The sequence below is a fragment of the Alloacidobacterium sp. genome (assembly GCF_035631355.1).
Lineage (GTDB): Bacteria > Acidobacteriota > Terriglobia > Terriglobales > Acidobacteriaceae > Alloacidobacterium.
Map to the genome: position 1 here is coordinate 21,444 of NZ_DASQIX010000048.1, position 25,809 is coordinate 47,252.

Below are 25,809 nucleotides of genomic sequence, written 5' to 3' on the forward strand. Positions count from 1 at the left end.
TCGCAACTTTCCTGTAACGGCCATGCAGGGCCCGCCACTATGGGGTGAACTGCAGCGGGCGTTCTCCTTCAAACGACGCATGCACGAAAGGAGCCGGTCCCCATGTCTGACATCAAAGATCCTACCCTTGCGCAAAATCAGGACTTCCAAGCTGTCCTCAACACTTTTCTTGCCGCCTACCGCCCCATTCTCGAAAGAGAACTGGGGCTAGCCTCGTCTGCCGCGACGCTGATCAAAGAAGCGCAGGCGCATCCACCAACCTGCAATGACGAAATCGACACTGCTGTCGCATTATTCGAGCGTTTCTTTACGCCGGACGTGGCCATGCGCGTACTGCCGGAGGAAGGCCGTCAGGTCCTCGGCAATCCTGATCAATGGCAGTGGTGTTACCGGCGCATCCTGTGCTGCCTGATTTTCGGCTGGCTGGTTTGCCGTGGTCCGCGCACGTTCCGCGGATTTGCCTATTACCTGTATCAATACTGGCGCTGCGTGCGGCAGGCGCTGGGAGAGCCCGTAAATACGCCGCCGACCATTGATGAGCAGCGCGACTTCAGCACTCTGGTCAAGATTCTTGCCGTCGTCTACGCACCAACGATCAAAGATCAAGTAAAAGACCTTGAGTATCCGATCGATATTCCCAAGGAAATTATTGCCGGGCAGATCGACTGCACTGTGGACAACAATGCCGCGGCTTCAGTTTTTCAACGACTCTGCACACCGGAAGTCTCGCGCGCTTTGTTTGGCAAGAGCTTTGAGCAGGTCGGCGTGGGTGCGCTTGCGCGCAACTGCTGCTGCTATTGCGTGGCGGCGCTCGAGTTTGGCTGCTGCTTGGGACGCGCGAAGACGCTTATTGAAGCCCTCCGCTGCCTGGAGGAATTCTTCCTGCAGCTGCGACGCTGCTTTGAGCCGCTGATCGCCATTATCGACACGCCTCCTGCCTGCTCATCTCTGACGTTCGTTGCGGTTTGCAGCCTTGCCGGCATTGAGATCGACGGAACGGCCGCGGGTGGCGCTTTCACGAACTACACACTCAGCTACAGCGTCGGCGGCCCCATCATCAATACTGCGGTTGTATATCCGGACTGCTCGCGTCCGCCGATAAATCCTTCTTCGAGCACGCCCGTCAACAGTGGAGTGCTTGGGTATCTCGATGTTGATCTGCTGCCTCCGGCCACGACGACAGTCACCGTTTATCTCGACGTGTATGGCAGCGGTGGACTGCATCTTCCGGTCAGCGCCGTCTTCAATCTGGCGATCAATGCGATCCAGATAACGGCTGTTGCGACGGTCGCTGCAACAGTTGGTCAGGACCCATTCAACGGCAGCCCTTCGATCATCAAAATGGTGCAGAATGTCTCCAATCCTGCATTCGAGCAGTCTGTTGGCGGCAGCATCAGCATCACCGGCAGCGCCTATGCTTTCGGCTGCGGCAATGAGATGACGCAGTATCAACTGGCAGAGTTCGGCCCAGCCCCTGGGGCAATTCCTTTGCCTTCGCCGACGCCAAGCCCGACGGCGCTCGGCGGCAATCCTCTGATTGCTCCGGTAATCTACGACAATACTCCGGCACATCCGTGGTCTTCGGGATGCTTTCCTGGCCCGGTAACACCCAACATCATTCTTAATGGCGATATTGTTGCCCAATGGACGGCGGAACCGTGCCTCTTCCCACCACACTCCTCGGTGCCGAAAATCAGCTCGAACTTGAAGTGGGCAAGCGGTGCGAGCGGACGGTATGTGATCTTTCTTGAAGTGGATGAAGGACCTCTTCCATTGCTTACTCCTGTTTCGGCAGCCGGCGAGGACCAGATTGCCGTCTGGATCGACAACTATCCCACCGTCGGCGCTATCACGCAGATCGGCAATGTAGTGGGCTGCGGCGATTTGCATCTGAAAGACTACGTCGGGACTACCGCACAAGTTCTTGGCATTGCGTGGGATTATCCCATCGACGTCACGGCGACGCAGCAGCTTCCGAACGATAACTTCGGATCGTATTCGTTGAGCTACCAGAAGAACGGCGGATCGATGCGGTCCTTCCTTGCCTCGGACTACACACCCAACGGCGCGCCTGCGGGCACGGCACCAACGGTGCGTGTGCCGAATCTGTGGCAGGCAGCCCCTCCAACCTTGGCGCAGGCTGCACTGCTGGCGTCGTGGGATATTGTCACAGCGCTGGACGGCGGACCACCGCCTGATCCGAACAATCCCTGTGTGGCGACTAACCCGTGGCAGTTGCCACGCGGATGCCGCTGCGCTTATGTAATTGAGTTGGTCGTTGGCGATACAACATGGGTGGGCGACGGTGGTGACAACCACAGCACGGGCCCGATTCTGTTCGCCATTAACATCATCAACGACATTGGGACATAACTATCGAAATGAAGGCCGATTTGTGGTTTCGGTTTGTGATGGCAGCGCTCGCCGTATGGCGGTTATCGCATCTGCTCGCTGCTGATGATGGCCCCTGGGATGTGATTGTGAAAGTGCGCCGTAAACTCGGAACCACTAAATGGGGTAAGCTGATGGACTGTTTTTATTGCCTCAGCGTCTGGATCAGCATTCCGTTTACGTTCTATGTGGTGAACGGAATGCTGGACAGATTTGTCGTCTGGCTGGCGCTGTCGGGAGCGGCGTCTTTGGCGAATAAGTTTGTCAAGGAGCCTTTGATTTTTGAGCCTCCAGGGGACGTGTAGAAATCGACAGGAGTTTTTCATGGCATGTTGTGGTCAACAGCGGGCGGCCCTTGTTCAGGGTAAAGCTACGGGCGAGCCATCTGCGCATTACCAAGATTCATCCGTGAATGTCCGCTTCAAGCACGCATCGGCAATACTGGTGCGCGGGCCAGTAACGGGCAGACACTATCAGTTCAATGGCACGGCAAGCACGCTGCGGGTCGACGGCCGCGATGCTGCGGCTCTGATTAAGAGCGGATACTTTCAACAGGTCTGACTCTGCGATTTAGAAATATGCACGCCCGATCTCAAAGTAGAACTTATAGTGACCTGCATCGCCGATAGCGCCGCCCACAACAACCGGGCCGAGCAGCGTATTGATAATCAGCCCAGCCGAACCATCTGAAGGCAGATGCGAAACGTTTTGCAGGTAGTAGGCTTTGCTTATGTCCGCGCCGGCAAAAAACAGGATTTTGCCTCCGGCGAGAGGTGACAGTGCTCCCAGCTTGCGAATGTATCCTCCCTGGAACAGGAAGTATTGATTGGTGAGAAGCTCATTGGTGTTGTAAGCAGGCAGGCGAAAAGAACCGCCGAGTGAGAATGGCGGCAGTCCCCCCGGGTTTTCCCAGAGAGTGCTGCCGCCAGAAGCTCCGAGATATGCCGATGACTTGCCTGTCAGCGGCTTGAATCCAATCATCGAAAGTTCAGCCAAAGGAAACATAGTGCCAGCAGCAGGCTTTGCGTCCCACCATTCTGTTCTCGACTCCAGATGGAAACCTGACATCGGAGTAATCGGGTTATCCAGTCGATCCAGAGTTATCCGGATGTGTGTATCTCCCTCGCGGCCACTTACGCGCGGGTAAAGATTGGGATCGCCCACGTCCGGATAAAGGTGCTGTTCACCAGCTTCGTAGCCAAGACGAAACTCGAACGAGCGCGGCGACATATACCCAAAATCACCTCTACCGCCGACAATTCTGTTCCGATATTCGGCTATCAGCCCCTGGCTCGAATAAAAATCCAAGGGTGCGTTATCAGCCATGAATGCAGGCGCAACAAACCAGCTGCGCGACTCGGAAAGGGGGCGGAAGTACTCAGAGCTAAGCCGATACTCGGCCCCCAGAAGGACGTCGTTGCGCAGTTCCGCGCCGTACCTGCCCAAGTCAAGCATAGTCAATCGCGCACCGACACTCAGCGTCACATTTTTGTAGTCCCATCCATCCACGACAATCAGCGGACGGATAATGTTTCTTCCGAAAGCGTCCGGCGTGCCATTAATCGCCAATCCGGGGACATTGGACAAATTGGTGGTTAATCCATAGTTGAGATTGGAGACGCGTTGGTCTCCGGAGATCGTGGTTAGCTGGCGCGTCAGGAGATCAGGTTGAATCGGCTTTCCAATATTCGCCGCGAGTTGCTTTTTGATCTGTGCAGCATCCTTTGCAGGAACGCCATTGACTTCAACATATTCCGGAATTGGAAGAGACTTTATGCGGCTTGTACGCTGCGCCAGATACTGCTGCCAAGTTGCGTCATCGACAGAGAGCTTTTCGAGGATAGCCGCTTTGCTCTGGGCGGCTTCATAGCCTTTCTGAATCATGGCTTTGGACTTGCTGTAGTCCATGGGAGTGAAGTCCTGCAGCGGGACGCTGACCAGAATGTCGGCCTGCTGCATGCTTCTTAACTCATTGGCGGCGATCATGACGCTGATGCCGCGGCCGAGTACCCCTACTGAGGACAATCGTTCCGTAGCCTTGAGCGGCGCTGTCTGCAGATAAATGGCCAGGGTGATATCGGCGCCCATCTGCTTCGCAACATCGACAGGAAGGTTGTCGAGAAGTCCGCCATCGGCGTAGATCGCGTCCGGTGTCCTCACCGGAGAGAAGACTCCCGGCAGCGACATGGTGGCGCGCATGGCCAGCCCGAGGGAGCCGGAGCGAAACACATGCGGCCTGCCAGAGACAAGGTCCGTAGCGACACAGCCGAACGGAATGGGCAGGTCATCAAAGTCCTTGAGATTGGAATATGGGAGAGCTATTTTGTCGAGCAAGAGCTGCACCTGCTGGCCAGCTTTGTATCCTCCCTGGGTCACGAGTCCTTTGTTCCAGCCAAGCAGAATCGACAGCGGGTATTGTGCCGCGTCTTCTTTTCTCCTGACCGACAGGTCGCGATATGGCACACCATCGCTAAGTATCTGATCCCAGTCGATGCCTTCAACCAATTCGCGCACCTGCTCCGGAGATTTGCCAGTGGCGTAGACCCCTCCTACCAAACCGCCCATGCTTGTGCCAGCCACCACGTCTACTGGTATGTGGTGCTCTTCCAGCCACTGCAAAACGCCGATATGCGCCAATCCAAGCGCGCCGCCGCCATTCAGCACTAAGCCTATTTTTGGTCGGGTGGCTAAGGGTGGAGGGTCCGCGGCCTGCATTGAGCCTGCGAAAGAGAAGCTGATTGTTAACGCACCAATGATCAACTTGAAAACTCGTCTGACCATAGCACCAGCTAATATCTCACAGAAAATGATGCAACCCATTGGCAAATACTATGGGAACGCGCCTAAAGTATCGCGAAAGACACGTCCTGAAAGCTGAGGCAAACGCGAAACAACTCAAGCTAAGTGCGATATTGTCATCGGACAATCGGGTGGGTTGGATGCTGCTTCATGTACTTGGACCGAGTACCAAAAGCTATGTGGATAAAGGATTGATTTTCGATTGAGAGATGGATAATTTTGCTTGTTTCAAATGGTAAAAAGATTACACTGCAAAAACTGAGAGCATGTTGAATGACGCTGTGAGGACGCCAAAAAGATGGCGTATTTTCCACGTCTGGAAAACTGCTTGATTTAAGGAGATGATTCGTGGGGGCAAACCCAATACTGGGAGTTTTTCTGCACTGGCTCGGAGGGCTTGCGTCGGCCAGCTTTTACGTTCCGTATCGCGGAGTGAAACGCTGGGCATGGGAAACCTACTGGCTCGTGGGCGGCATCTTCAGTTGGATTATCGTTCCCTGGTTCCTTGCAGGACTGATGACGCGCGATCTGCTGGCTGTGCTGCATGAAGCGCCTCTGAGCAGTCTTGCGTGGACATACATTTTCGGTGTTCTGTGGGGGTTGGGCGGCCTGACATTCGGCCTCACCATGCGCTACCTCGGCATGTCTTTGGGCATGGCAGTCGCGCTGGGCTACACTGCCGTCTTCGGCACACTCATGCCGCCAATTTTTCGCGGGGTATTCGTGTCGGAAGTGCTGGGCACACGCTCGGGGATCATCATCTTGATCGGAGTCGCTGTCTGTGTTGCGGGAATCATCTTTGCTGGAGCTGCCGGCATTTCCAAAGAACGCGAAATGTCGGATGAGGAGAAGCGGGCCGCGATCGCGGAATTTGACCTCAAGCGCGGCCTGCTGGTAGCGACATTCTGCGGAATCATGAGCGCCTGCTTTGCGTATGGATTGGCTGCGGGCGACCCGATCAAGCAAATCACTGTGCAGCACGGCACTTCTCCGCTCTGGCAGGGGCTGCCGGTATTGGTGGTGTTGCTCGCCGGAGGATTCACCACAAACTTCATCTGGTGCCTGATTCTGAATGTACGTAATCGTACTGGTTACCAATATCTTGCGCTGAAAACGCGAGGGCACATTCCGTCGATCAGCGAAGAGCCGATTCTCGAAACCGCAACTGACGCTCCCGGCATGCAAATGGTGCTCGAGCGCATAGAGCAGGCTGAGGAGAACGGGCGCGTGCCCATCGTCGCCAATTATCTTTTTTCCGCACTTGCGGGAACGACGTGGTACATGCAGTTCTTCTTCTACACCATGGGTGAAACCCAGATGGGGCGCTTCAAATTCTCAAGCTGGACACTGCACATGGCCAGCATCATCATCTTCAGCACGCTCTGGGGTATTGCGCTTAAGGAGTGGCGGGGAGCCAGCAGGCGAACAAGCTGGCTGGTGGCATGCACGCTGATTGTTCTGGTCGGCTCGACTGTAATTGTTGGATATGGGAATTACCTCGGAGTGGCGGCAACTGCCAGTGCATCTGTGCATGGAGGAATTCGTTGAAAAACAAATTCTGGCTCGGAATCGGTGCAGCCGCAGTTTTATCGTCACTCGGGATGGCGCAGGCGCTGAAGCCAACTGAGATCCCGATTGACCAGCTTGATCCAACGCGGAACCTCGCCCAGTTTCAACTTGAATCGGCTACTCATAAACCGCTGCCGGAGGAATATATCTGGACGCAGCAGGACGCAGTGAAAAGTGATGCCATCTCTTATGAGGGTCTTGAGCAGAACGATGATATACAGCCGCATTATTTCCGGCACACTTTTGACCTGCGTTCCGTCCCGCAATCGGCTACGTTGTACATCGCCGGGCCGCGGTCGCTGCGCGCTTACTTGAACGGACAGCTTGTAAACCAGGTGCAGCAAAACCTTGATGCGCCGATTGGCATTAAGGTTTATACCGCCGATGTGAGCCACGCGCTGCGGGCGGGACAGAACGTTATCGCCATTGAGGCAGTACGCGGAAGCGGAGTTCCGGCATTCAATAACAGCAGAATCACGGCGCAGCTGACATCCGGCAGGATCCTCGCCGTCAAGCTGATTGGCGCAGAGCGCGGTGTTGACGGGCCTGCGCTGCTGATCAGCAATAAAGAATGGAAAGCGTCGCTGCATGCAGACGAGGGCTGGCAGAATGCAGGGTTCGATGATGCGTCATGGCCCGCTGCTGATAGTCTGGGGCCGATTGAAAGCTCGATTGATTTGCTGCAATGGAATGCCGACGCCGGCATGTATGACTGGCCGGGCTACGATGGCATTTCGCCATTTCTTGCGCAGGCACCTCTTCTGCCCGCGACCGTTGAACATGTTTACGGTGGTGTGGGAACGATCCGGAATGCTGACGCGCTTAAAGCGGGCTCCAGTTCAGGTGGTGAGTTCACTGTCGATCTGCCAGCACCTCAAGTAGAAAATACCAACTCACCGCAGATCATGCTCGACTTTGGCCGCAACGCGAACGGACGCCTGCACTTCGTCTCTGACTCTGATTCTCCGGCTACGGTCACCGTGCAGTATGGCGAATCCGAAGCGGAGGCGTTGAAGCAGCCATATCTCGGGGAGAATGCGCTGTACATTCCAGCGCATGGCTCCGCATATGCCCCCAAGAGCACGTTTCGATATGCCATTGTGCGCTTTATTGGCGGCCAGAAGCTTCGCTTTAAATCGATTGAAGATGACCTTATCTACTATCCGGTTAAGTATCAGGGCTTCTTTGAATCTTCCGACCCGAAGCTCAACCTGATGTGGGCTATTGGCGCATATACGGCGCATCTCTGCATGCAGGACGATATCTGGGATGCGCCGAAGCGCGATCGTGGGCGCTGGATGGGCGATCTTGATGTAAGTGGGCGCACCATCAACGACGTCTTCGGCGACCGCTTTCTAATGGAAGACACGCTTGAGCGGCTCATGGGTCCGGCGCCGGTGCGGCAGCATGTGAACGGCATTGCCGGCTATTCGGCGTTCTGGATTACGGGCGAGACCGAATACTACCGCCACATGGGTTCGAAACAACAGCTCATGTCCTTCCATGAACGCCTTGTGCAACTCATGCACTACATGGAAACAGAGTTGGACAGCCGTAATCTTTATGCGAACAACCACAAGTCCTGGCCCTTCGTTGACTGGTCTCCGGAACTGAATGGCGACACGCCGGAAGCGCGGCGCGGAACGCAACTGGAGTTCATCGCGGCCTTCGCGCAAGGCGTATATCTGCTGAATGAGATGGGAGATAAGGAGAATGCGCAGGTCTTTGCGAAGAAGCTAGATGATCTGAAGACAGCGGCGCGGGAATATCTGCTGGACAAGCAGTCTGATTCATACGGCGACCGTTGGCAGGTGAACGCGATGGCTGTATTGTCAGGCGCGGCCGATCCTTCACAGTACGGAGAAATCTGGAAGGCGGCCCTCTCAACGGTAGGCAAGATCAAGTACAACGCGCTCATCATTACCCCCTATTACAACTACTACGTGATCAGCGCTATGGCTGAAATGGGCCATCGCGCGGAAGCGCTGGACTGGATACGACAATACTGGGGCGGAATGGTGGACGAAGGCGCCACGAGTTTCTGGGAAGGTTACGATCCATCATGGTACAAGGACGATGCTCACGGCTCGCTTCAGGCGGACAATATGTCGGGCTATCGTGTGAGCCTCGCGCACGGGTGGTCAAGCGGAGTGACGTCGTGGCTCATGGAAGAAGTGCTCGGCATCCACGCGACAGGGGCGGGCTTCTCGACAGTGGACATCCGACCCGACCTTATCGATTTGGCCTGGGCGAAAGGCGGGGAGCCAACTCCGCGGGGACTGCTGAACGTCTCATTAAAAAAAGAGGGTCAGAACACGGCAATCAGCCTAGATTTGCCGCCTGGAACTGAGGCCCATGTCTCTGTACCTGTGCCCAGCGCGAATGCACAGGTCGCCGTCAACGGGCAACGAACGCAAAGTGAAGCTGCCGAGAACGGCAGTCGCGCGATTGTAACAATCCGCCAGGCCGGACATTACGAGATTGCCGCGCAGTAATAAAAATGCTTAGGCATTGCGCGATTGAAATTTACAGTCTCCCACCCTATCGCACAACATAGGCGCGATAGGATGGATCACAGCTATTTGTTCTCTGAATGAAGACTTGTGTCGATGGTGTCGAGAAGCTTTCCCGATGGATCGCTGTTGTACTCCCAGAACATGATGCCGGCGAGCCGATGGTCGAGCACATACCTGCATTTCAACGCGAGCGATTCCGGGTCCTCGTAGGAGATGAATTTTTTTTGCGCTGCACTGTAGAGATATGGGGCTGAGGCAGCGGCGTCCCAGTAGCGAGTGAACCCTGTGTTCAACATGCCGGTTGAGATGTTCGTATAACCGGCATATGCATTTGGCACAGGCTTGCCAGGCTGAAAAAGTCCGTGGTTTGTGTCTTCAACCTGCCCCCAGACATGCCCATAAAAAGGCACGCCCAGCACAATCTTCGCGGCAGGCACGCCAGCTTGCTCATATTCCCGGACTGATTTGTCGGCGGATATTTTCTTTGGGTCGGCAGGATCGGTAAATAGCGGCGCATGATTTCCGGTGATGGGATCGGAGCCGGGCTCGTAATAGTCATAGGCCATCAGGTTCACAGTATCGACATACTTTTGCGCGTTGCCCATCTCGGTATGTTCCAGAAACTGGCTCGAGGCGCCGGTCGCAATCGTGAGAAAAAGCCGCCGATGAAGCTTCTTTGCTTCGCGATTGAACTGCTTGCGCAGTTCAGCCAGAAGCAGCGTGTAGTCGTGCTTGTCTTCCGGGCGGAACTTGTTTCCTGAGCCGACCTGACCCGGGTACTCCCAGTCAATATCGAGACCGTCGAGCTGATGTTGCTTGATGAACTCGATCACACTCTGAATGAAAATTGCGCGGCTCTCTCGCGTGAGCGCCACGTCGGAAAAATTCCCGGAGCCGAGCCAGCCTCCCACTGAAACCAGGATCGTGAGCGAGGGATTGTTTTTTTTGAAAGCGACCAGTGTGGCCATATTGGCGTCATCGGATGGGTCTTCTGTGATAATTTTTCCATTCTGAATGAGAGCAAAGGCAAAGTTGATGCGCGTCAGTTTGTTGGCGGTTATATCTCTAGGCTGGAGCAGCGCGTGCCGAGGAAAGATGTATGCAACGATTACCAGATGCGCTGACGGTTTCGATGCTCCGGCAAATAGAGCTGGCGCAATTAAGAATGCAAAAATCAGCAAAGCGGCGGCGCGCCTGCGAAGGCGAGAAGAGACATTCTGGCTTAACTGCGAAAGAACATACTCGTTCAAATCTGTCTCCTCTAAATCTGGACGCATGCGACGCGGAATGTTTATATTCGCAAATGTTCTGAAAGGACTGGGAAAATCATACACAGTTCCAAGTTCGTCCTGGTTGCATATCTCTCAGTGTTTGTTACCTCATCCACTGCTGCGCAAGTACACCTGCTTATCGATCAAGTAGGTTATGAAACCAGCGCGCCGAAGCAGACAGTAATCGAAGGCACCAAGGCAGACCGTCCACGACAGTTTGCGTTGATAAACGCTGATACCCGCAAGACAGTTTTTCATGCGGACCCGATTCCGGAAGAAGCGAGACGTTAGCGATGAAAGGCGGAGCGCTTGCCTGCGCGGTTCTTTTCTTGCTCACCGGCGCATGTTGCGGTCAGCAAGTACCGGAAGCACTGCCTACTTCTTCCGCCGTGTATCAGCAGACATATGACCGCCTGCTTAAACAAATCGATGCCATCCGTATCTTCGATAACCACGGACATCCCGGATTTGCTGATGACCCGAATGTTGATGCAATGGTCTCGCCACCCGGCGCCAGCGCAGCGTTTCGCCTGCGCGACGGCAATCCTGAACTTATCGCCGCATCAAAGGCCCTGTTCGGCTACCCCTATGACGACAATTCGCCTGAGCATCTGCAATGGCTGGTGAAGAAAAAGGCGGGGCTTAAGCAGCAGGAAAGGGGCTATCAGTACTTCGACACAATTCTCGACCAACTGAACATTGAACGGGCTGTCGCCAACCGCGTCGAATTGGGGCCATATCTCTCGCCTAAGCGTTTTCTCTGGGTCTTCTTCGTTGATTCTCTGCTCTTTCCGTTTAAAAATCAGACTTTCATTTCACGCAATGGCGACCTCGCTGTTTATGTTCCCTTGCAGGAAAAAAAGCTGCGACGTGAGCTGGCGCAGGAGGGCCTGCAAGAGCTTCCACCAACATTTGATGACTATTTGAAATTCGCGGCTCGTCTGCTTGAAGACAACAAACAACATGACGGCGTCGGCATTAAGTTTGAGATTGCCTACTTCCGCTCGCTCCATTTCGACGATCCGCCAAAGCAGACGGCGGAAGCTGTCTATGCAAAATACCGGAATGGCGGAGCTCCATCAGACGCGGAATACAAGGACTTTCAGGACTACCTCTTTCGCTATCTCATCAGCGAGGCCGGACGCCTTCACCTTCCGGTGCAGATACACACCGCGGTCGGCATCGGCGACTACTATAGCGTCAGTAACGGCACGGCGCTTCAGCTTGAAAATGTGCTTCGCGATCCCCGCTACAGGGATACAACGTTCGTGTTGCTGCATGGCGGATATCCATTTCAGGAGCAGGCCATCTGGCTAACGGCACGCAGAAATGTCTACCTAGATTCATCGCTGATGGGAATTTATCTCTATCCGGCTGATCTGAAGAACGTGCTGCGGCACTGGCTGCTGCTTTTTCCAGACAAGGTAATGTTCGGCTCTGACGCATTTCCTTTCAGCGATGCTGTTGGCGCCGAAGAGAGCTATTGGATGGCGGTGCGCTCGGCCCGCGTAGCGCTTGCCGCTGCGCTCACAGAGATGATTCTGAACCACGAAGTCACCGAACAGCAGGCAATGGTCTTCGCGCGCGGCTACCTGCACGACAATGCTGCGAAGCTTTATGGCAAATAATTTGGTGCGCTCGCCAGCAGGACAAGAGGCCCGCACTAGTAGCGGGCCTTATCGATTCATCTACTTCTTGACCGGCTCGATATCGGTGTTCCATTCCTCAACCGGGCCGAGATTCAGTTTCTCAATCTCTGGTTGGATCTTTGCCTTGTCGCCTACAGCGACAAGGACCATGTTCTCGGGGTGAATGTATTTGAGCGCCGCACTCGCGGCCTCGTTAGATGTGACCGCATCGATCTTCGCTGGATAGGCGCGGTAGTAATCGAGCGGCAACTGGTACGTGAAGATTTCCGACATTCTGCCTGTCGTTTCTTCAACGGTCTCAAAGTCACCAGGCAATGAGCGCATCAGGTAGTCTTTTGACATCTTCAGCTCTTCCGGTGTCAGCGGGTTGGTGCGGATGCGGTCCAGCTCATAGAAGAGCTGCTGCACCGCTGGTCCCGTGACATCGGCACGCACAGACGCTCCCGCGAAGAATGGCCCGCTGCCGCGCCAGAACTGGAAGCGACTGAATGCGCCGTAAGTATACCCGTGCTGCTCGCGCAGGTTCATATTGATGCGGCTAGAGAAAAGCCCGCCCAACATGGTGTTATCCACGTTTAGGGGAGCGAAGTCCAGATTCGATCGCGGCACGCCGATGCCTGCGGCGAATATCGCGGTTTGCGGCGCTCCCGGCATGTTCACCAGAATGACACGGCGCGTTGGTGGCGCTGGCGCAGCGGGCGGCTGCGAAGCCGTTCCCTTTGACGACCAGCTTCCAAAATACTTTTCCGCCAGATCTCGGGCCTGCTTCTCCGTCAGGTCTCCGGCAAAAACCAACGCAGAATTTGCCGGCGTGTAGCGCTCGCGCCAGAAGTTGACCAGATCTTCGCGTGTGGTCGCCTTGATTGCATTCTCCGTGCCGATACTGAGGTATCCATATGGATTGTCTGCGCCATAAATAGCGCGTGCAGCAACCTGAAACGCGACCTGCACCGGCTGGTCTTTCATCTGTACGAGCGAGGTCAAGCGCTGCCTGCGAATGCGCTCGATTTCAGCATCGCTGAAGGCAGGATGCAGGCTTACATCGGACAACAAATCCAGCGCCTGATCGCTTACATTGCTCAACGCGCTGATGCGCACAAATGCGTTGTCATTGCCTGCGCCCTTCGTCAACGACGCGCCAATCTGGTCAGTGTCGTCGGCAATCTGGGGAGCAGTGCGTTTGGCCGTTCCCTCAGTCAGCATGGCAGCGGTGAATCCGGCCACGCCCGGCTCTTTTGGCGAATCGCCCTCGCTGCCTCCCAGCGCAACGAGTGAAGCGCTCACCACCGGCAGGCTGTGCGATTCGACGAGATACACCTTAAGCCCGTTCGCCAGGGTAAACGTCACCGGCTCAGGCAGAGACAACTTTGGTTGCGGCCCGGCCTGAGGCGGAGTTTTGCGCCATGCCTGCGACTGATCGAACTTGGCAGAATACTCAGGCTGAATTCTTACATTGGCGTCCGTGTCGGCAGGACTGCGCGGCACATCATCCACTACTTTTTTGCCGGGAATGCCATAGACGGTTACGCGCTGGCTCTGAGTCAGGCTCGCCTGCGCGAATTTCTGCACACCTGCAACCGTCAGTGCGTTGTAGCGGGCAATATCCTTAGGCAGATAGCCGGGGTCACCGGTGTACTGGTTGTAATAGTTCAGCGTGTCGGCCACGCCGCCAAATCCGCCCACGCGCTGCAGTCCACGAATCTTTCGCGACTCGGTTGTGTTGCGTGCGCGGTCGATTTCTTCCTGTGTTGGTCCGGACTGCAGAAACTCATCGATGACGCCATTGGCGGCTTTTTCCAACTGCTCGGCGGTTACGCCCGGTCGGGCCATCAACTCACAAGTCGTCCATGAGCGCAGTGCCTCTGACTGGTTGTAGCAGGTTGTCGATTGTGCGATCTGCTGCTCGTAAACGAGCTTCCTATAAAGGTGGCTTGATTTGCCTCCGCCGAGAACATATGCTGCAGCATCCGCTTCAGCATCGCCGGGCGCAAAGGCCGGTGGAGTAAGCCAGCCAAACTCTACTTTGGGTAGTTGGACCGTGTCCGTGACGGTGACGCGCTTTTCTGAAGTAATGTCCGGCGTGGACACGTCCACCTTCGGCACGTCCGGGCCTTTGGGAATCGGCCCGAAATATTTTTCAAGCAGCGCCTTGGTTTTTGCCTTGTCAATGTCCCCCGCGATGGCAATGGTGCCATTGTTGGGTGCATAGTACTGCTTGAAGAACTGCCGGACGTCTTCCAGCCTTGCGGCCTCAACGTCGGCATGCGATCCAATCACGTCAGCGTGATAAGGATGGTCTTTAGGAAAGAGCTCGTGGACCAGTGCCTCGTCCACCAAACCATAGGGCTGGTTCTCGACGCTCTGCCGGCGCTCATTGCGGACCACGTCCCGCTGATTGGTCAGCTTGGTGCGGTCCAGCGTGTCCAGCAGAAAACCCATCCGGTCGCTTTCCAGCCACAGCGCCAGTTCGAGTTGGTTGGAGGGTAGCGTCTCGAAATAGTTGGTGCGGTCGAAGTCGGTAGTTCCATTAATATCCGACGCGCCTGCCGCTTCCAGGTATTTGAAGTGGGCCTTTTCGCCCACATGCTTCGATCCTTCGAACATCATGTGCTCAAAGAGGTGTGCGAAGCCCGTGCGTCCCGCGCGCTCTTTGACCGGACCGACGTGATACCAGAGATCGACCCCAACAATGGGCAGCCGATGGTCCTCAGTCAGCATGACCTGAAGGCCATTCGGCATCGTGTAAGTCTCGTATTTGATCTCTGGTACTTTCAGCTTCGATGGGGTTTCAGCAGAAGCGGTAAATGTCAGCAGAGCCATGGCAAGGGTTCCTAAACAGACGATCCGGCGTTGATGCATGTTCTCGTTTTGCGCCTCCAAAAAGTTGTCCGCGGTGTGGCGCGATAATACCAGACCGTATTCATCGTAAAACAGAGGCGGCGCTTTATGCTTTCACCTACTGATAAAGCCGCCATGGCCCATTTATAAATGGAGCAACGATTATAAACACGCCGGACGAACGGTCAGGTAATCTGTTCGAGGAAACAACCATGCTCAACCGGCTCCGTCTTTTGGTTACAGCTCTGCTGCTTTGCAGCGCTCTTGCGCTGGCGCAGACGCCGCAAGCCACACCGGTCATTACCGTTGACAATGGGCCAAACGCTTTCGTTCAAGAGCAGAAGCACTACGTAGTACTCGTCTCGCTTGACGGCTTCCGCTACGACTATGCGAAGAAGTACGGCGCGACGCACCTGTTGACCCTGGCGAAGCAGGGCGCCAGCGCGCCGGACGGCATGATTCCGTCCTATCCATCCATTACGTTTCCAAACCACTACACGATGGTCACGGGACTCTATCCGGAACATCATGGCATTGTCGCCATGAGCTTCTATGATGAGGACCGCAAAGAGCGATACTCCTATAACGATCCGAAGACGAGCAGCGACGGCAGTTGGTATGGCGGCACTCCGTTATGGGTGCTGGCCGAGAAGCAGGGGATGCGCTCAGCCTGCTTCTTCTGGCCGGGATCGGAGGCTGCGATTCAAAATGTCCGGCCCAGCTATTATCTGCATTTCGATGACAAATTCCCTGACGAGCAGCGCATCAGCCAGATCGTGGCCTGGCTCAAGATGCCGGAAGACAGGCGCCCGCACTTCATTACCCTGTACTTCTCCAATGTTGATCACGCAGGGCATCAATATGGTCCTGGCAGCCAGCAGGTTGCTCAGGCCGTAAAGCATATTGATGTGCTGATCGGAAAATTGCACGCCGATCTCGACGCGCTTCATATGCCCATTGACCTTATCGTAGTCAGCGACCACGGAATGGCGCGCGAAGAAGGTCCGTGGATCAATCTCGATCAATATGCCGACCTTTCTAACTTCACAACTGTCGGAGCGCTTCTCTATGGAAAGTCAGAGGCCGACACGGAAAGGGCCTACCAGAAACTTAAAGCGGCAGACAGCGCGTTTGTTGTCTATCGCCTTGCCAAAATGCCTTCATGGCTGCACTACAACAGCAATCCGCGAGCCGGGGACCCCATCATCGTCGCCAAAGGGCCTTATGCGATTCGTGCCCATAGTCCGCCTGCAGGCGAGCAGGACCATGCACCAAATACTGGCGTACACGGCTATGATCCTCGCGAGATGCCCGAGATGAAGGCAATCTTCTTTGCCGCCGGACCAGATATACGTCCGGGCACGATTCTAAAGCCTTTTGAAAATGTGAATGTCTATCCGTTCATTGCGAAAATCCTTCAGTTGCAGGCCCCGCCGACTGACGGCAATCTCAACATTCTCTCCAGCGCGCTGACCGATGCTGCTCGTGAGTAAATCAGAAAGTAGGACGATGGCCCTTTATCTTGGATTTGACGCGGGAGGCACGAAAACCGACTGCGCCCTTGCCGACGAAAACAGCATTCTCGCCCGCGCGCAGAACAGCAGCATAAAGCCGCTGCGCGTATCAACCGCACAGGCCGAAGCCAACATGCGCGCGTTGCTTGAAGAAATCACGCGCCAGAGCGGCGCAGACCTCAAACAAGTCGCCGTCTCCTGCGTGGGAACCGCAGGCTTACGATTTCCGCAGACGAAGGAATGGATGCAGCAGATCATTTCGCGTCACTCAGGCGGCGAGATTCTCGTTTGCGGAGATGAAGCGACTGCTCTCGACGCAGCCTTTCCAGGACAGGCAGGCGTGCTGGTGATCGGCGGCACCGGCTCCAACATTCTGGGCCGAACCAGCGCTGGTGAGACTTTCAACGTTGGTGGATGGGGCTCCGCCCTGGGCGATGAAGGCTCCGGTTACTGGATTGGCCACGAAGGTTTGAAGAACGCATTGCGCGCACATGATTTCCAGCAGCCGACGATGATTGTCGAAAAGGTCATGCGGTTCTGGTCTGCCCCTACCTTGGGAGACTTGGCCGAAATTGGCAACCAGACACCGTTCCCGGATTTTTCCCTGCTTGCGCCGATTATTGTGGAATGCGCTGAAGCCGGCGATGCTGTCGCGCTTGAAGTTCTGCAGCTTGGAGGCCAGATGCTGGGCGAGAATGCTGTGCATGCTGTCCGACGTCTGCGTGCGCTGGAGCCGGATGCTCCTCTCCCCGGAATTGCTTATGTTGGCGGCATTCTGAAGAGCGTGGGATTTGTGCGCGAGAGCATGATTGAGACCATCCACCGTGGGCTGCCGATGGTGAAGGTGCTGCCAGAGGCGGTCGATCCGGTTATCGGAGCGCTATGGAGAGCCCGCAACCGCGTCCGCTAATTACTTGACGAACAAGCGATATTGGATCGTCCAGCTTTGCGTTTGTCCCGCCGCGATATCGAGATGGATATATGCTTCCGGCGAGATTGTCGTCCGAATCGACCAGAGATAGAGCTTCGCAATCGGCGAATCGGATGTCTGCTGAATTCCAACGCCTGCGGTCTGATCTTCAACGGTGATGTCATAATCGGCTGTCTTGTCCGAATATCCGGTGACATAACCCGCTACCGTCTGATTAGGCTGCAATTCCTGCAAATACGAGATCGTATTGCCCTCAATTTTTGCCATCGATGCGTCGAAGTGCGTATCAGGTGAATCCTGAATTTTAGGATTAAATGGAAAATGAACGGTCATTCCCGGCCCGGTTGGCCGTCCATCGAACATGAAAAAGTCGTGATCGTAAACATCGGTCTGTATGGCCTTCGTTCCAATGTTTTTTAGCTGATGCTTGAGCGCAATGACTGCGCCGGTTTTGTCCAGTTCGAGCGTCTTCTTATAAATGTAAGCAAAGCCTATGGGCGATTGCAGCTTCTGCTCAAACGTAATCGACCGCGTGCTGGTGTGCACGGTCCACTTTCCTGCATCGACGATCGGATAGAAGGTACCGAACTTATAGGGCGTGTCATCGATTTTGCGAAGAACCCCCACTCCTACTTTCACGAAAGGATCGCCCGGCTTAGCATCGCCGTAGCCCAAAGCTCCGTCCTGAGAGCGAAACTCCTCGACTGGCCCGGTAATGGAATCGTTAATGAGCGGATCGTATTTCGAAAACCAATTGCCCCAGAACGCATGCCCTTTGTATGAAGCACACCCTATCACCCCTGACCAGTCGAAGCGGGTCGAGCGATAGTAGCCGCGCTCCGGATCAGGCAGAAAAACAACCGCCTCCACATCATCGTTTGAGAGCAGTGCTTTCGGATGATCCGCATGCGGGATGTTGCTGCACGCATTAGTTGATGCGGCGTGAGCAACGTGAATCAATGAAAAGACCAGAATCGGCAGGAATGATTTGGAATTTGTCATAAACTCAGCCAGACGGAATCAAACTAGCATGAAGCATACTGCAGAGCTTGAGAAATTGTTATGCCACGGTTACTGCTTGCCCGCGCAGAATCGTCTCGATCACTTCACCTTTTGGCGAGAGCACAGTCAGGTCGGCCGCGCGTCCAGCCTCGAGCGCCCCCACCTGCGAATCGAGTCCGATCATACGCGCCGGATTCCGCGTTGCCAGGGCCGTAACGGCGCCAAATTCCACGCCAGTAAATGCAGCGAAATTCCGCACTGCACGGTCCATGGTCAGCGTGCTGCCAGCTAAGGTGTCTTCGCCGATAACGCATTTGCCGTTCACAACGCGGACATCCAGTTCGCCCAGTCTGTAGTTGCCGTCAGGCATGCCGGTAGCGCTCATTGCGTCCGTCACCAGAATCGCCCGCTCGCTTCCCTTTTCTTTCCAGAACATGCGGACGGCTGTCGGATTCACATGCAGGCCATCACAGATAATCTCGGCAAAAAGATCTGCCCGATCCAGCACTACTCCCAGAATGCCCGGATCGCGATGATCAAAGCGCCGCATGGCGTTAAAGGTATGCGTAGCTGAAGTCGCGCCAGCCCTGATGCCGCGCAGAGTGTCTTCCATTCCCGCATTGCTGTGGCCCAGGCTGATGCGAACGCCGAGTTCGATAGCCCGAGCGATTACTTCCTCGGCTCCCGGAAGCTCCGGTGCTATTGTCATCAAACGAATATGCCCTTCAGCCGCTTCCCACATGCGGTTGAAGAGGGCCGCGGTCGGCTGCAGCAGATCGCGCTCGGCATGAGCTCCCCGCTTGGCGTGAGAGATGAACGGCCCTTCCAGATGAATGCCCAGCGGCCGCGCGCCGTCAATGTCAGAGCCAATCAGCTTTGCCAGTCCGCACAGCGAGTGCAGCGTTGTATCCATAGGGGCCGAGACGGTGGTGGCCAGATACGAGCCGACGCCGTGCCGGGCAAGAAACTGTCCTACAGTAGTAAGTGAGTCACGCGTGGCATCCATCACATCCGCGCCGCCGCTGCCATGTATGTGCACGTCAAAGAAAGTCGGAACTATTGTCGCGCCAGGATAATCCTCGACATCGCCGCGAGGCGTAGCTTCTTCAGCGCGCGACGTGATGCGAGCAATCACGCCGTCTTCGATGACAACAATCGGCTGGGAAATGACTTGGTCCGGAGTCAGCAGCTTTTCTGCTGTAATCACTCTGCGCATACAAACTCGTTCTCGTCCGACAATATACCTGTATAGCTGTATAGTCTACAACTGACTCTACACTGGAACAGCATGAAGCAACGACGCATTGGCATACACCTGTCCACTGCAGGCGGGGTGTGCAAGGCAGCCGAACGCGCCCACGAAATTGGCGCCAATGCCTTTCAAATCTTCTCATCCAGCCCGCGCATGTGGCGATCCTCAACTCTGAAAGCGGTAGATTGCGAGCGCATGAGCGAGTTACGAAAGAAATACGATTGCTCGCCGCTTGTTATCCATACGAGCTATCTCGTCAACCTCTGCAGCCAGTCGGAAATCGTCCGCTCTCAATCCATCGTGGCCTCTCGCGGTGAGGTAAAACGCGCCCTGACCCTCGGAGCCGAATATCTTGTCCTTCATCCCGGCTCATGGCGCGGTCTGACACGCGAGGAGGGCTTACGATTGGCTGCCGAATCTATTGAACGATCTCTGGACGGCCTCAATACACAAGACTGCAATTTCCGAATCCTGATCGAAAACACCGCCGGAGCCGAATTCTCCCTCGGAAGCAACTTCGAGCAGGTCGCAAAGCTTATTCATTGTCTGCGCGGCATCGCACGCGTCGGCGCATGTCTCGACACCTGCCATGTCCATGTCGCTGGATACGATATTGTCAGCGAAGAAGGCTACGCCGAAACTGTACGCCTGATAGACGCGACCATCGAAGCAAAAAATATTCGCGTCTGGCATACAAATGACGCGAAAGCGCCACGCGGCTCCAAGCTGGACCGCCATGAACAAATCGGCCAGGGAACAATCGGCCTCGAAACATTCCGCCGTCTGCTCAATGACAGGCGGTTTGCGCATTGCGCCTTCATCGCGGAAGTCCCTATTGAGCAGCCCAATGACGACCGGAAGAACGTCACCTTGCTCAAGTCTCTGGTTACAAATACGGCGATTTCCGGGCTATCGGTAAAATAAAACCAGTATGTCTTCAACCAAGCCCACAGAAACCGCTGCAACGGCAGCGACAGGCGGAGCTTCTCCCGAAATCCGTTACAACCCGGCGGAGATTGAACCGTGCTGGCAGCAGCGCTGGGCCGAGCAGCCGGACCTCTACGCCGCCGAGCCGGCATCAAGCGGTAAGCCCAAGTACTACGTTCTGGAGATGCTGCCCTACCCTTCGGGTCAACTGCATATGGGCCATGTACGCAACTACTCCATCGGCGACGCGCTCGCCCGCTATATGTGGATGCAGGGCTACAACGTGCTTCACCCGATGGGCTGGGACGCTTTCGGGCTTCCGGCGGAAAATGCGGCGCTCAAAAACAACACGCCGCCTCGCCAGTGGACGCTCTCCAACATCTCTGCCATGAAGCGGCAGATGAATCGCGTTGGCTTCAGCTATGACTGGGCCAATGAAGTCACGACCTGCCTGCCAGACTACTACCGCTGGAACCAGTGGTTCTTCATTCGCATGTTCGAGCGCGGCCTTGCCTACCGCAAAAAGAGCAAGGTGAACTGGTGCCCAGAGTGCGCCACTGTGCTGGCAAACGAGCAAGTCATCAATGGACGCTGCTGGCGGCATGAAGACACCATCGTTGAGCAGCGCGATCTGGAACAGTGGTTCCTGCGCATTACCAATTACGCGCAGGAACTGCTCGACTGCCTGGACAAACTCGACGGCTGGCCGGATAAAGTCCGCACCATGCAGCGCAATTGGATTGGCCGCAGCGAAGGCGCGGAAGTTGACTTTGCCGTTGAAGACGCCAGGGGTGCACCGGATGACGAGCATCAGCACATGCGTCATAAAGGTACGGCTGTTCTGCCTGCTGTTGAAAATGTAGAGACAACCGGCAGCAAGATCACCGTCTTCACCACACGTATAGATACGATATACGGCGCAACCAGCATCCAGCTTGCGCCTGAACATGCGCTGGTGAAGGAATTCGCAGCAGCAAATTCCGACTTGGCCGAACAGGTCGGCGCGCTTTTAGACCAGCAGAGGCAAGCACGAGAATCCGGCGACATCGGCGAGATCGAAAAGCACGGTGTCTTCACCGGGCATTACGCTATCAATCCGTTCAACGGTGAACGGCTGCCCATCTGGGTGGCCAACTATATCGTGGCCGAATACGGTACGGGTGCAATCATGTCAGTTCCGGCGCATGACGAGCGCGATTACGAATTTGCCAAAAAGTACGGGCTGGAAATTCGCATTGTTATCCTGCCGCGCCGCACGGATGAGACGGAAGGCAACGCTGAACCGGAATCGATGCTGCCTTACACCGAAGAAGACAGCCTGCTGATTAATTCCGGCGCATTCAACACACTCGGCAATAAGGAAGCGCAGCAGAAAATGGCTGCTTTTGCTGAGGAAAAGGGCTTCGGCAAGCCGACCATCACTTTTCGTCTACGCGACTGGGGTGTAAGCCGCCAGCGCTACTGGGGCACGCCCATCCCCATGCTTTATTGCGAAAAGGACGGCATCGTTCCTGTTCCGGATGACCAGTTGCCTGTGCTGCTGCCGGATCATGTCGAGATCACGCAGGAGGGCGGCTCGCCGCTGGGTAAACTGCCGGAATTCGTGAACGCGACTTGTCCCAAATGTGGACGCCCCGCGCGTCGCGAAACGGACACCATGGACACCTTCGTCGATTCATCCTGGTACTTCTATCGCTACACCAGCGCGAAGAATGACAAGGATCCGTTCGATTCGGCCGCGATCCAATACTGGTTCCCTATCGACCAGTACATTGGCGGCGTTGAACACGCCATTCTTCACCTCATCTATTCGCGCTTTTGGACGAAGGTGATGCGCGACCTCGGCCTCATCCAAAACGACGAACCCGCCGAGCGCCTCTTTACGCAGGGCATGGTCATCAAGAACGGCGCGAAGATGTCAAAGTCAAAGGGTAACGTCGTTTCGCCGGACGATATGATCGCCCGCTACGGCGCTGACGCCACGCGCATGTACTCGCTATTCGCCGCGCCGCCTGATCGCGATCTAGATTGGCAGGAGGACGGTGTGGCCGGTGTGAGCCGGTTCCTTGGGCGCGTCTATAGGTTCGTAATGAAAGCAGCACCGGCAATGTGCCAGCCAATCTCTGCCGGCAGCCAGTTGCCTTCTGACGTCGCGCAGATTCTGGAACGCAAGCTCCATCAGACGATCTACAAAATCACACAGGACTTCGCCGGCCGCTGGCATTTCAATACTTCGATTGCCGCGATCATGGAGTTGTCCAACCTGTTCGCCGAACACGAGGAGGCAATCGCCGCAGCCGTTGCATCAGATGCTAGGGCACGAGACCTGATTTCAAATCTGGTGCTGTTGCTTGCTCCCTTCGGGCCTTATCTTGCTGCGGAATTGTGGGACCAGATTGGCGGAGTTTCGGCAATCAACAAAGCGCCCTGGCCGAAAGCTGATCCCGGCAAAATGGCTGAACTGACCATTGAAATTCCGGTGCAGGTCAACGGGAAGCTGCGCGCCGTTGTGCAGGCCCCGAAGGATGCCGATCAGGAGACACTGCGCGAGATCGTCAAAGCTGACGCAAAAGTACGCGCCTCCCTTGCCGGTAAGGAAATCGTCAAGGCCATTGTCGTTCCCGGCAAGCTGGTCAACATCGTTGTGAAGGGCTGATGACGACCAAGCCTGCAGTCCGTGGTACCCAGTCTCTCGTTCATACATTTGGGGAGTGCTGGTCGCGTCCTTCTCTACTTGCTCGAGAGCTTGCATGGCGCTGGCTCTTCGGTGTACCGGCACTTCTACTGCTTTTCTACGAGGGCGCTCAGATCTACACCACTACAAGCAGCCAGCTTGAAGCTGCGGGGATTGAGCAGTTCTCGCTGCAGGACCCGATGCGTGCCGCTGTCATAATCGCTGACGCCTTTACTGTGCTCAAAGCTCCGGTACTGCACGCAGTGATGTGGTTGCTGCCAATGCTCGCGATTGTATGGGCAATCGCATCTGGCATTGGCCGCAACCTGGTTCTGCGACGTTATGACAGTGCATTGCCGATGAAACCGCTATCGCTCATTGTTCTGCAACTGCTGCGCATTGCCGCCCTCGGCGGCAGTTTTGCCGGATGGTTTCTTGCCATCCACTGGGCCGCAGGTTACTCGCTCTCCGGGGCCGAGCCGAATCTCGTTCTCTATTGCGCACTGGTCATCTTTCTGTCGCTGGGCATCTTTACGATCTGGGCATTGCTGAGCTGGATTTTTTCTGCCGCTCCGCTGCTTGTTCTACTTGAGGACCGCGGTGTCGCTGCCAGCCTTTATCGCAGCCTGCGTCTCGGTTCGCTTACGGCCAAGCTGGTCGAAGTCAATCTTGTCATGGGCATCGTCAAGCTCGCGCTTATTGTGCTGGCGATGGTCTTCTCGGCAACGCCGCTTCCATTTGCAACTGTCATGCAAGGCTCGCCGCTTTACATTTGGTGGGCCGTAGTTACGCTGCTCTATATGGTGGCGTCGGACTTTTTCCAGGTGACCCGGCTGGTGGCGTTTATCCAGTTCTGGCGGCTATCGAGAGAACCGCAGACGCCATCGCCAACGCTGGCAACTTCAAAGTAGACTAATACATGGACACATCCTCGATCGTCATCCTCGACTTTGGCTCCCAGTACACACAACTGATCGCGCGCCGCATTCGAGAGCAGAACGTGTTTTCCGTAGTCCTGCCATGCACGGCAAAGCTCACAGAAATTGAAAGCTATAAGCCTTTGGGCATCATTCTTTCTGGTGGCCCCAGTTCGGTCTATGATGCCGACGCGCCTAAAGCAGACCCCGCCATGCTCAATCTCGGCAAGCCTGTGCTCGGCATCTGCTATGGACTGCAGTTCATTACGCACCACCTCGGCGGCAAGATTCGCTCCGCCAGCAAGCGCGAATACGGACACGCCGAAGTCTCGATTGTCGATCCGTCCATTCCGCTTTTTGCTGGCTTGCCCGCTACTCTTCAGGTATGGATGTCGCATGGAGATGAAGCGCTCGATCTTCCGCCCGGCTTTCATCTGACCGCGAAGACATCGAATGCCGTCGCCGGAATCGCCAACCCTGAGTGCAATATCTGGGCAGTACAGTTCCATCCGGAAGTGCATCACACTCCTCGGGGAACAGAGCTGCTGCGCAATTTCCTCTTCAACATCTGCAAGGCCAAGCCGGACTGGACGCCCGAGCACTTTATTCAGTCCACCGTCGCGGCTATTCGCGAAAAAGTGGGCGACGGTCACGCCATCTGTGCGCTTTCGGGCGGCGTTGATTCCTCTGTGGCCGCGGTGCTGGTGCATCGGGCCATTGGAGATCACTTGACCTGCGTCTTTGTCGACAACGGCGTGCTGCGCAAGAATGAGTTCTTCAAAGTCCAGGAAAACCTGCGCGAAAAGCTTGGCCTGAACCTCGTTGCTGTTGACGCCAGTGGACGGTTTCTATCGCGGCTAGCCGGCGTTACCGATCCCGAGACCAAGCGCAAGATCATCGGAAACGAATTCATCAGCGTCTTCGATGACGAAGCGCACCGCATCGCGCAGCAAACCGGAGGGGTCGACTGGCTGGTGCAGGGCACGCTCTATCCCGACGTCATCGAATCATCTTCTGTAAAAGGGCCGTCGCAGACGATCAAGAGCCACCACAACGTTGGCGGTCTGCCCGATACGATGAAGCTCAAACTCATCGAACCGCTGCGCGACCTCTTCAAGGACGAAGTCCGCCGCATCGGACGCGACCTGCAGATGCCGGAAGACATTCTGCAGCGCCAGCCCTTCCCGGGGCCTGGGCTTGCTGTCCGCATCCTTGGTGAGATCACTCCGGAGCGAGTGGCGCTGCTGCAGGAAGCCGACGACATCGTCGTAACGGAAATCAAGGCTGCCGGACTGTATCAACAAATATGGCAGTCGTTCGCCGTTCTGCTTCCGGTAAAGAGTGTCGGCGTTATGGGGGACCAGCGCACCTACGCCTACACCTGCGCCATCCGCGCCGTGCATTCAGAAGACGGCATGACCGCCGACTGGGTGCCCCTGCCTTACGACGTGTTGAAAAAAATCTCCAGCCGCATCGTGAACGAAGTTCGCGGCATCAACCGTGTCGTTTACGACATTACGTCAAAGCCGCCGGGCACCATTGAGTGGGAATAAAAAACC

At 55.7% G+C, this 25,809-nt stretch carries 18 protein-coding genes; 13 read left to right on the forward strand and 5 right to left on the reverse strand.

From position 1 onward, the window contains the following. Positions 1 to 102 precede the first annotated feature (102 nt). Genes VEV40_RS08370 through VEV40_RS08380 form a run of 3 tightly spaced genes read left to right on the forward strand, consistent with a single transcriptional unit; the run spans position 103 to position 2,952 of the window. Complete coding sequence (locus tag VEV40_RS08370; RefSeq protein WP_324831549.1) at positions 103 to 2,373, forward strand: hypothetical protein; 2,271 nt, start codon at positions 103 to 105, stop codon at positions 2,371 to 2,373. A gap of 8 nt (positions 2,374 to 2,381) precedes the next feature. Beyond that, positions 2,382 to 2,696, forward strand: a complete 315-nt coding sequence (locus VEV40_RS08375) for a DUF1360 domain-containing protein (RefSeq protein ID WP_324831551.1) — start codon at positions 2,382 to 2,384, stop codon at positions 2,694 to 2,696. 19 nt (positions 2,697 to 2,715) lie between these two features. Next, positions 2,716 to 2,952: a hypothetical protein gene (locus tag VEV40_RS08380; RefSeq protein WP_324831553.1), complete on the forward strand. Its 237-nt coding sequence runs from the start codon at positions 2,716 to 2,718 to the stop codon at positions 2,950 to 2,952. A gap of 9 nt (positions 2,953 to 2,961) precedes the next feature. Here VEV40_RS08380 and VEV40_RS08385 read toward each other — a convergent pair whose 3' ends face one another. Continuing rightward, positions 2,962 to 5,055, reverse strand: coding sequence for a patatin-like phospholipase family protein (locus VEV40_RS08385; RefSeq protein ID WP_324831555.1), 2,094 nt, complete (start codon positions 5,053 to 5,055; stop codon positions 2,962 to 2,964). 483 nt (positions 5,056 to 5,538) lie between these two features. On the opposite strand from VEV40_RS08385, the gene rhaT reads away from it, so the two are divergent. Next, on the forward strand, positions 5,539 to 6,738 hold the full coding sequence (gene rhaT, locus VEV40_RS08390) for an L-rhamnose/proton symporter RhaT (protein WP_324831556.1): 1,200 nt from the start codon (positions 5,539 to 5,541) through the stop codon (positions 6,736 to 6,738). Continuing rightward, a complete protein-coding gene (locus VEV40_RS08395; protein ID WP_324831557.1) occupies positions 6,735 to 9,254 on the forward strand; it encodes an alpha-L-rhamnosidase C-terminal domain-containing protein in 2,520 nt (839 codons plus the stop codon). The genes rhaT and VEV40_RS08395 overlap by 4 nt, the downstream gene beginning before the upstream one ends. A gap of 83 nt (positions 9,255 to 9,337) precedes the next feature. On the opposite strand, the gene VEV40_RS08400 is transcribed toward VEV40_RS08395, so the two are convergent. Then, positions 9,338 to 10,525, reverse strand: coding sequence for a glycoside hydrolase family 18 protein (locus tag VEV40_RS08400; protein ID WP_324831558.1), 1,188 nt, complete (start codon positions 10,523 to 10,525; stop codon positions 9,338 to 9,340). A gap of 117 nt (positions 10,526 to 10,642) precedes the next feature. Here VEV40_RS08400 and VEV40_RS20700 point away from each other — a divergent pair, with 117 nt between their 5' ends. Both VEV40_RS20700 and VEV40_RS08405 read left to right on the forward strand, forming a co-directional pair. Next, positions 10,643 to 10,837, forward strand: a complete 195-nt coding sequence (locus VEV40_RS20700; protein ID WP_414637831.1) for a cellulase N-terminal Ig-like domain-containing protein — start codon at positions 10,643 to 10,645, stop codon at positions 10,835 to 10,837. 2 nt (positions 10,838 to 10,839) lie between these two features. Then, positions 10,840 to 12,174 carry an amidohydrolase family protein gene (locus VEV40_RS08405; protein ID WP_324831560.1) on the forward strand — a complete coding sequence of 445 codons (1,335 nt, stop codon included), beginning with the start codon at positions 10,840 to 10,842 and terminating at the stop codon, positions 12,172 to 12,174. A gap of 60 nt (positions 12,175 to 12,234) precedes the next feature. Here VEV40_RS08405 and VEV40_RS08410 read toward each other — a convergent pair whose 3' ends face one another. Further along, positions 12,235 to 15,015 carry a pitrilysin family protein gene (locus VEV40_RS08410; RefSeq protein ID WP_324831561.1) on the reverse strand — a complete coding sequence of 927 codons (2,781 nt, stop codon included), beginning with the start codon at positions 15,013 to 15,015 and terminating at the stop codon, positions 12,235 to 12,237. 230 nt (positions 15,016 to 15,245) lie between these two features. On the opposite strand from VEV40_RS08410, the gene VEV40_RS08415 reads away from it, so the two are divergent. Both VEV40_RS08415 and VEV40_RS08420 read left to right on the forward strand, forming a co-directional pair. Further along, positions 15,246 to 16,526, forward strand: coding sequence for an ectonucleotide pyrophosphatase/phosphodiesterase (locus VEV40_RS08415; protein WP_324831563.1), 1,281 nt, complete (start codon positions 15,246 to 15,248; stop codon positions 16,524 to 16,526). A gap of 16 nt (positions 16,527 to 16,542) precedes the next feature. Continuing rightward, positions 16,543 to 17,457 (forward strand): N-acetylglucosamine kinase, encoded by a 915-nt coding sequence (locus tag VEV40_RS08420; protein ID WP_324831565.1) that lies wholly within the window; start codon positions 16,543 to 16,545, stop codon positions 17,455 to 17,457. On the opposite strand, the gene VEV40_RS08425 is transcribed toward VEV40_RS08420, so the two are convergent. Next, the gene (locus VEV40_RS08425) at positions 17,458 to 18,480 is read right to left on the reverse strand and encodes a hypothetical protein (protein ID WP_324831566.1); all 1,023 of its coding nucleotides are present in this window, start codon (positions 18,478 to 18,480) and stop codon (positions 17,458 to 17,460) included. A gap of 58 nt (positions 18,481 to 18,538) precedes the next feature. Next, positions 18,539 to 19,696, reverse strand: coding sequence for an N-acetylglucosamine-6-phosphate deacetylase (gene nagA / locus VEV40_RS08430; RefSeq protein WP_324831568.1), 1,158 nt, complete (start codon positions 19,694 to 19,696; stop codon positions 18,539 to 18,541). 72 nt (positions 19,697 to 19,768) lie between these two features. Between nagA and VEV40_RS08435 the strand changes: the two genes are divergently transcribed. The 4 genes from VEV40_RS08435 to guaA are packed head-to-tail and all read left to right on the forward strand — an operon-like array spanning position 19,769 to position 25,803. Next, the gene (locus VEV40_RS08435; RefSeq protein WP_324831570.1) at positions 19,769 to 20,656 is read left to right on the forward strand and encodes a deoxyribonuclease IV; all 888 of its coding nucleotides are present in this window, start codon (positions 19,769 to 19,771) and stop codon (positions 20,654 to 20,656) included. A 7-nt stretch (positions 20,657 to 20,663) separates the two neighbouring features. After that, positions 20,664 to 23,315, forward strand: coding sequence for a leucine--tRNA ligase (leuS, locus tag VEV40_RS08440; RefSeq protein WP_324831572.1), 2,652 nt, complete (start codon positions 20,664 to 20,666; stop codon positions 23,313 to 23,315). Further along, on the forward strand, positions 23,315 to 24,244 hold the full coding sequence (locus VEV40_RS08445; protein ID WP_324831573.1) for a hypothetical protein: 930 nt from the start codon (positions 23,315 to 23,317) through the stop codon (positions 24,242 to 24,244). The genes leuS and VEV40_RS08445 overlap by 1 nt, the downstream gene beginning before the upstream one ends. A gap of 8 nt (positions 24,245 to 24,252) precedes the next feature. Beyond that, a complete protein-coding gene (gene guaA / locus VEV40_RS08450) occupies positions 24,253 to 25,803 on the forward strand; it encodes a glutamine-hydrolyzing GMP synthase (protein ID WP_324831574.1) in 1,551 nt (516 codons plus the stop codon). Positions 25,804 to 25,809 lie beyond the last annotated feature (6 nt).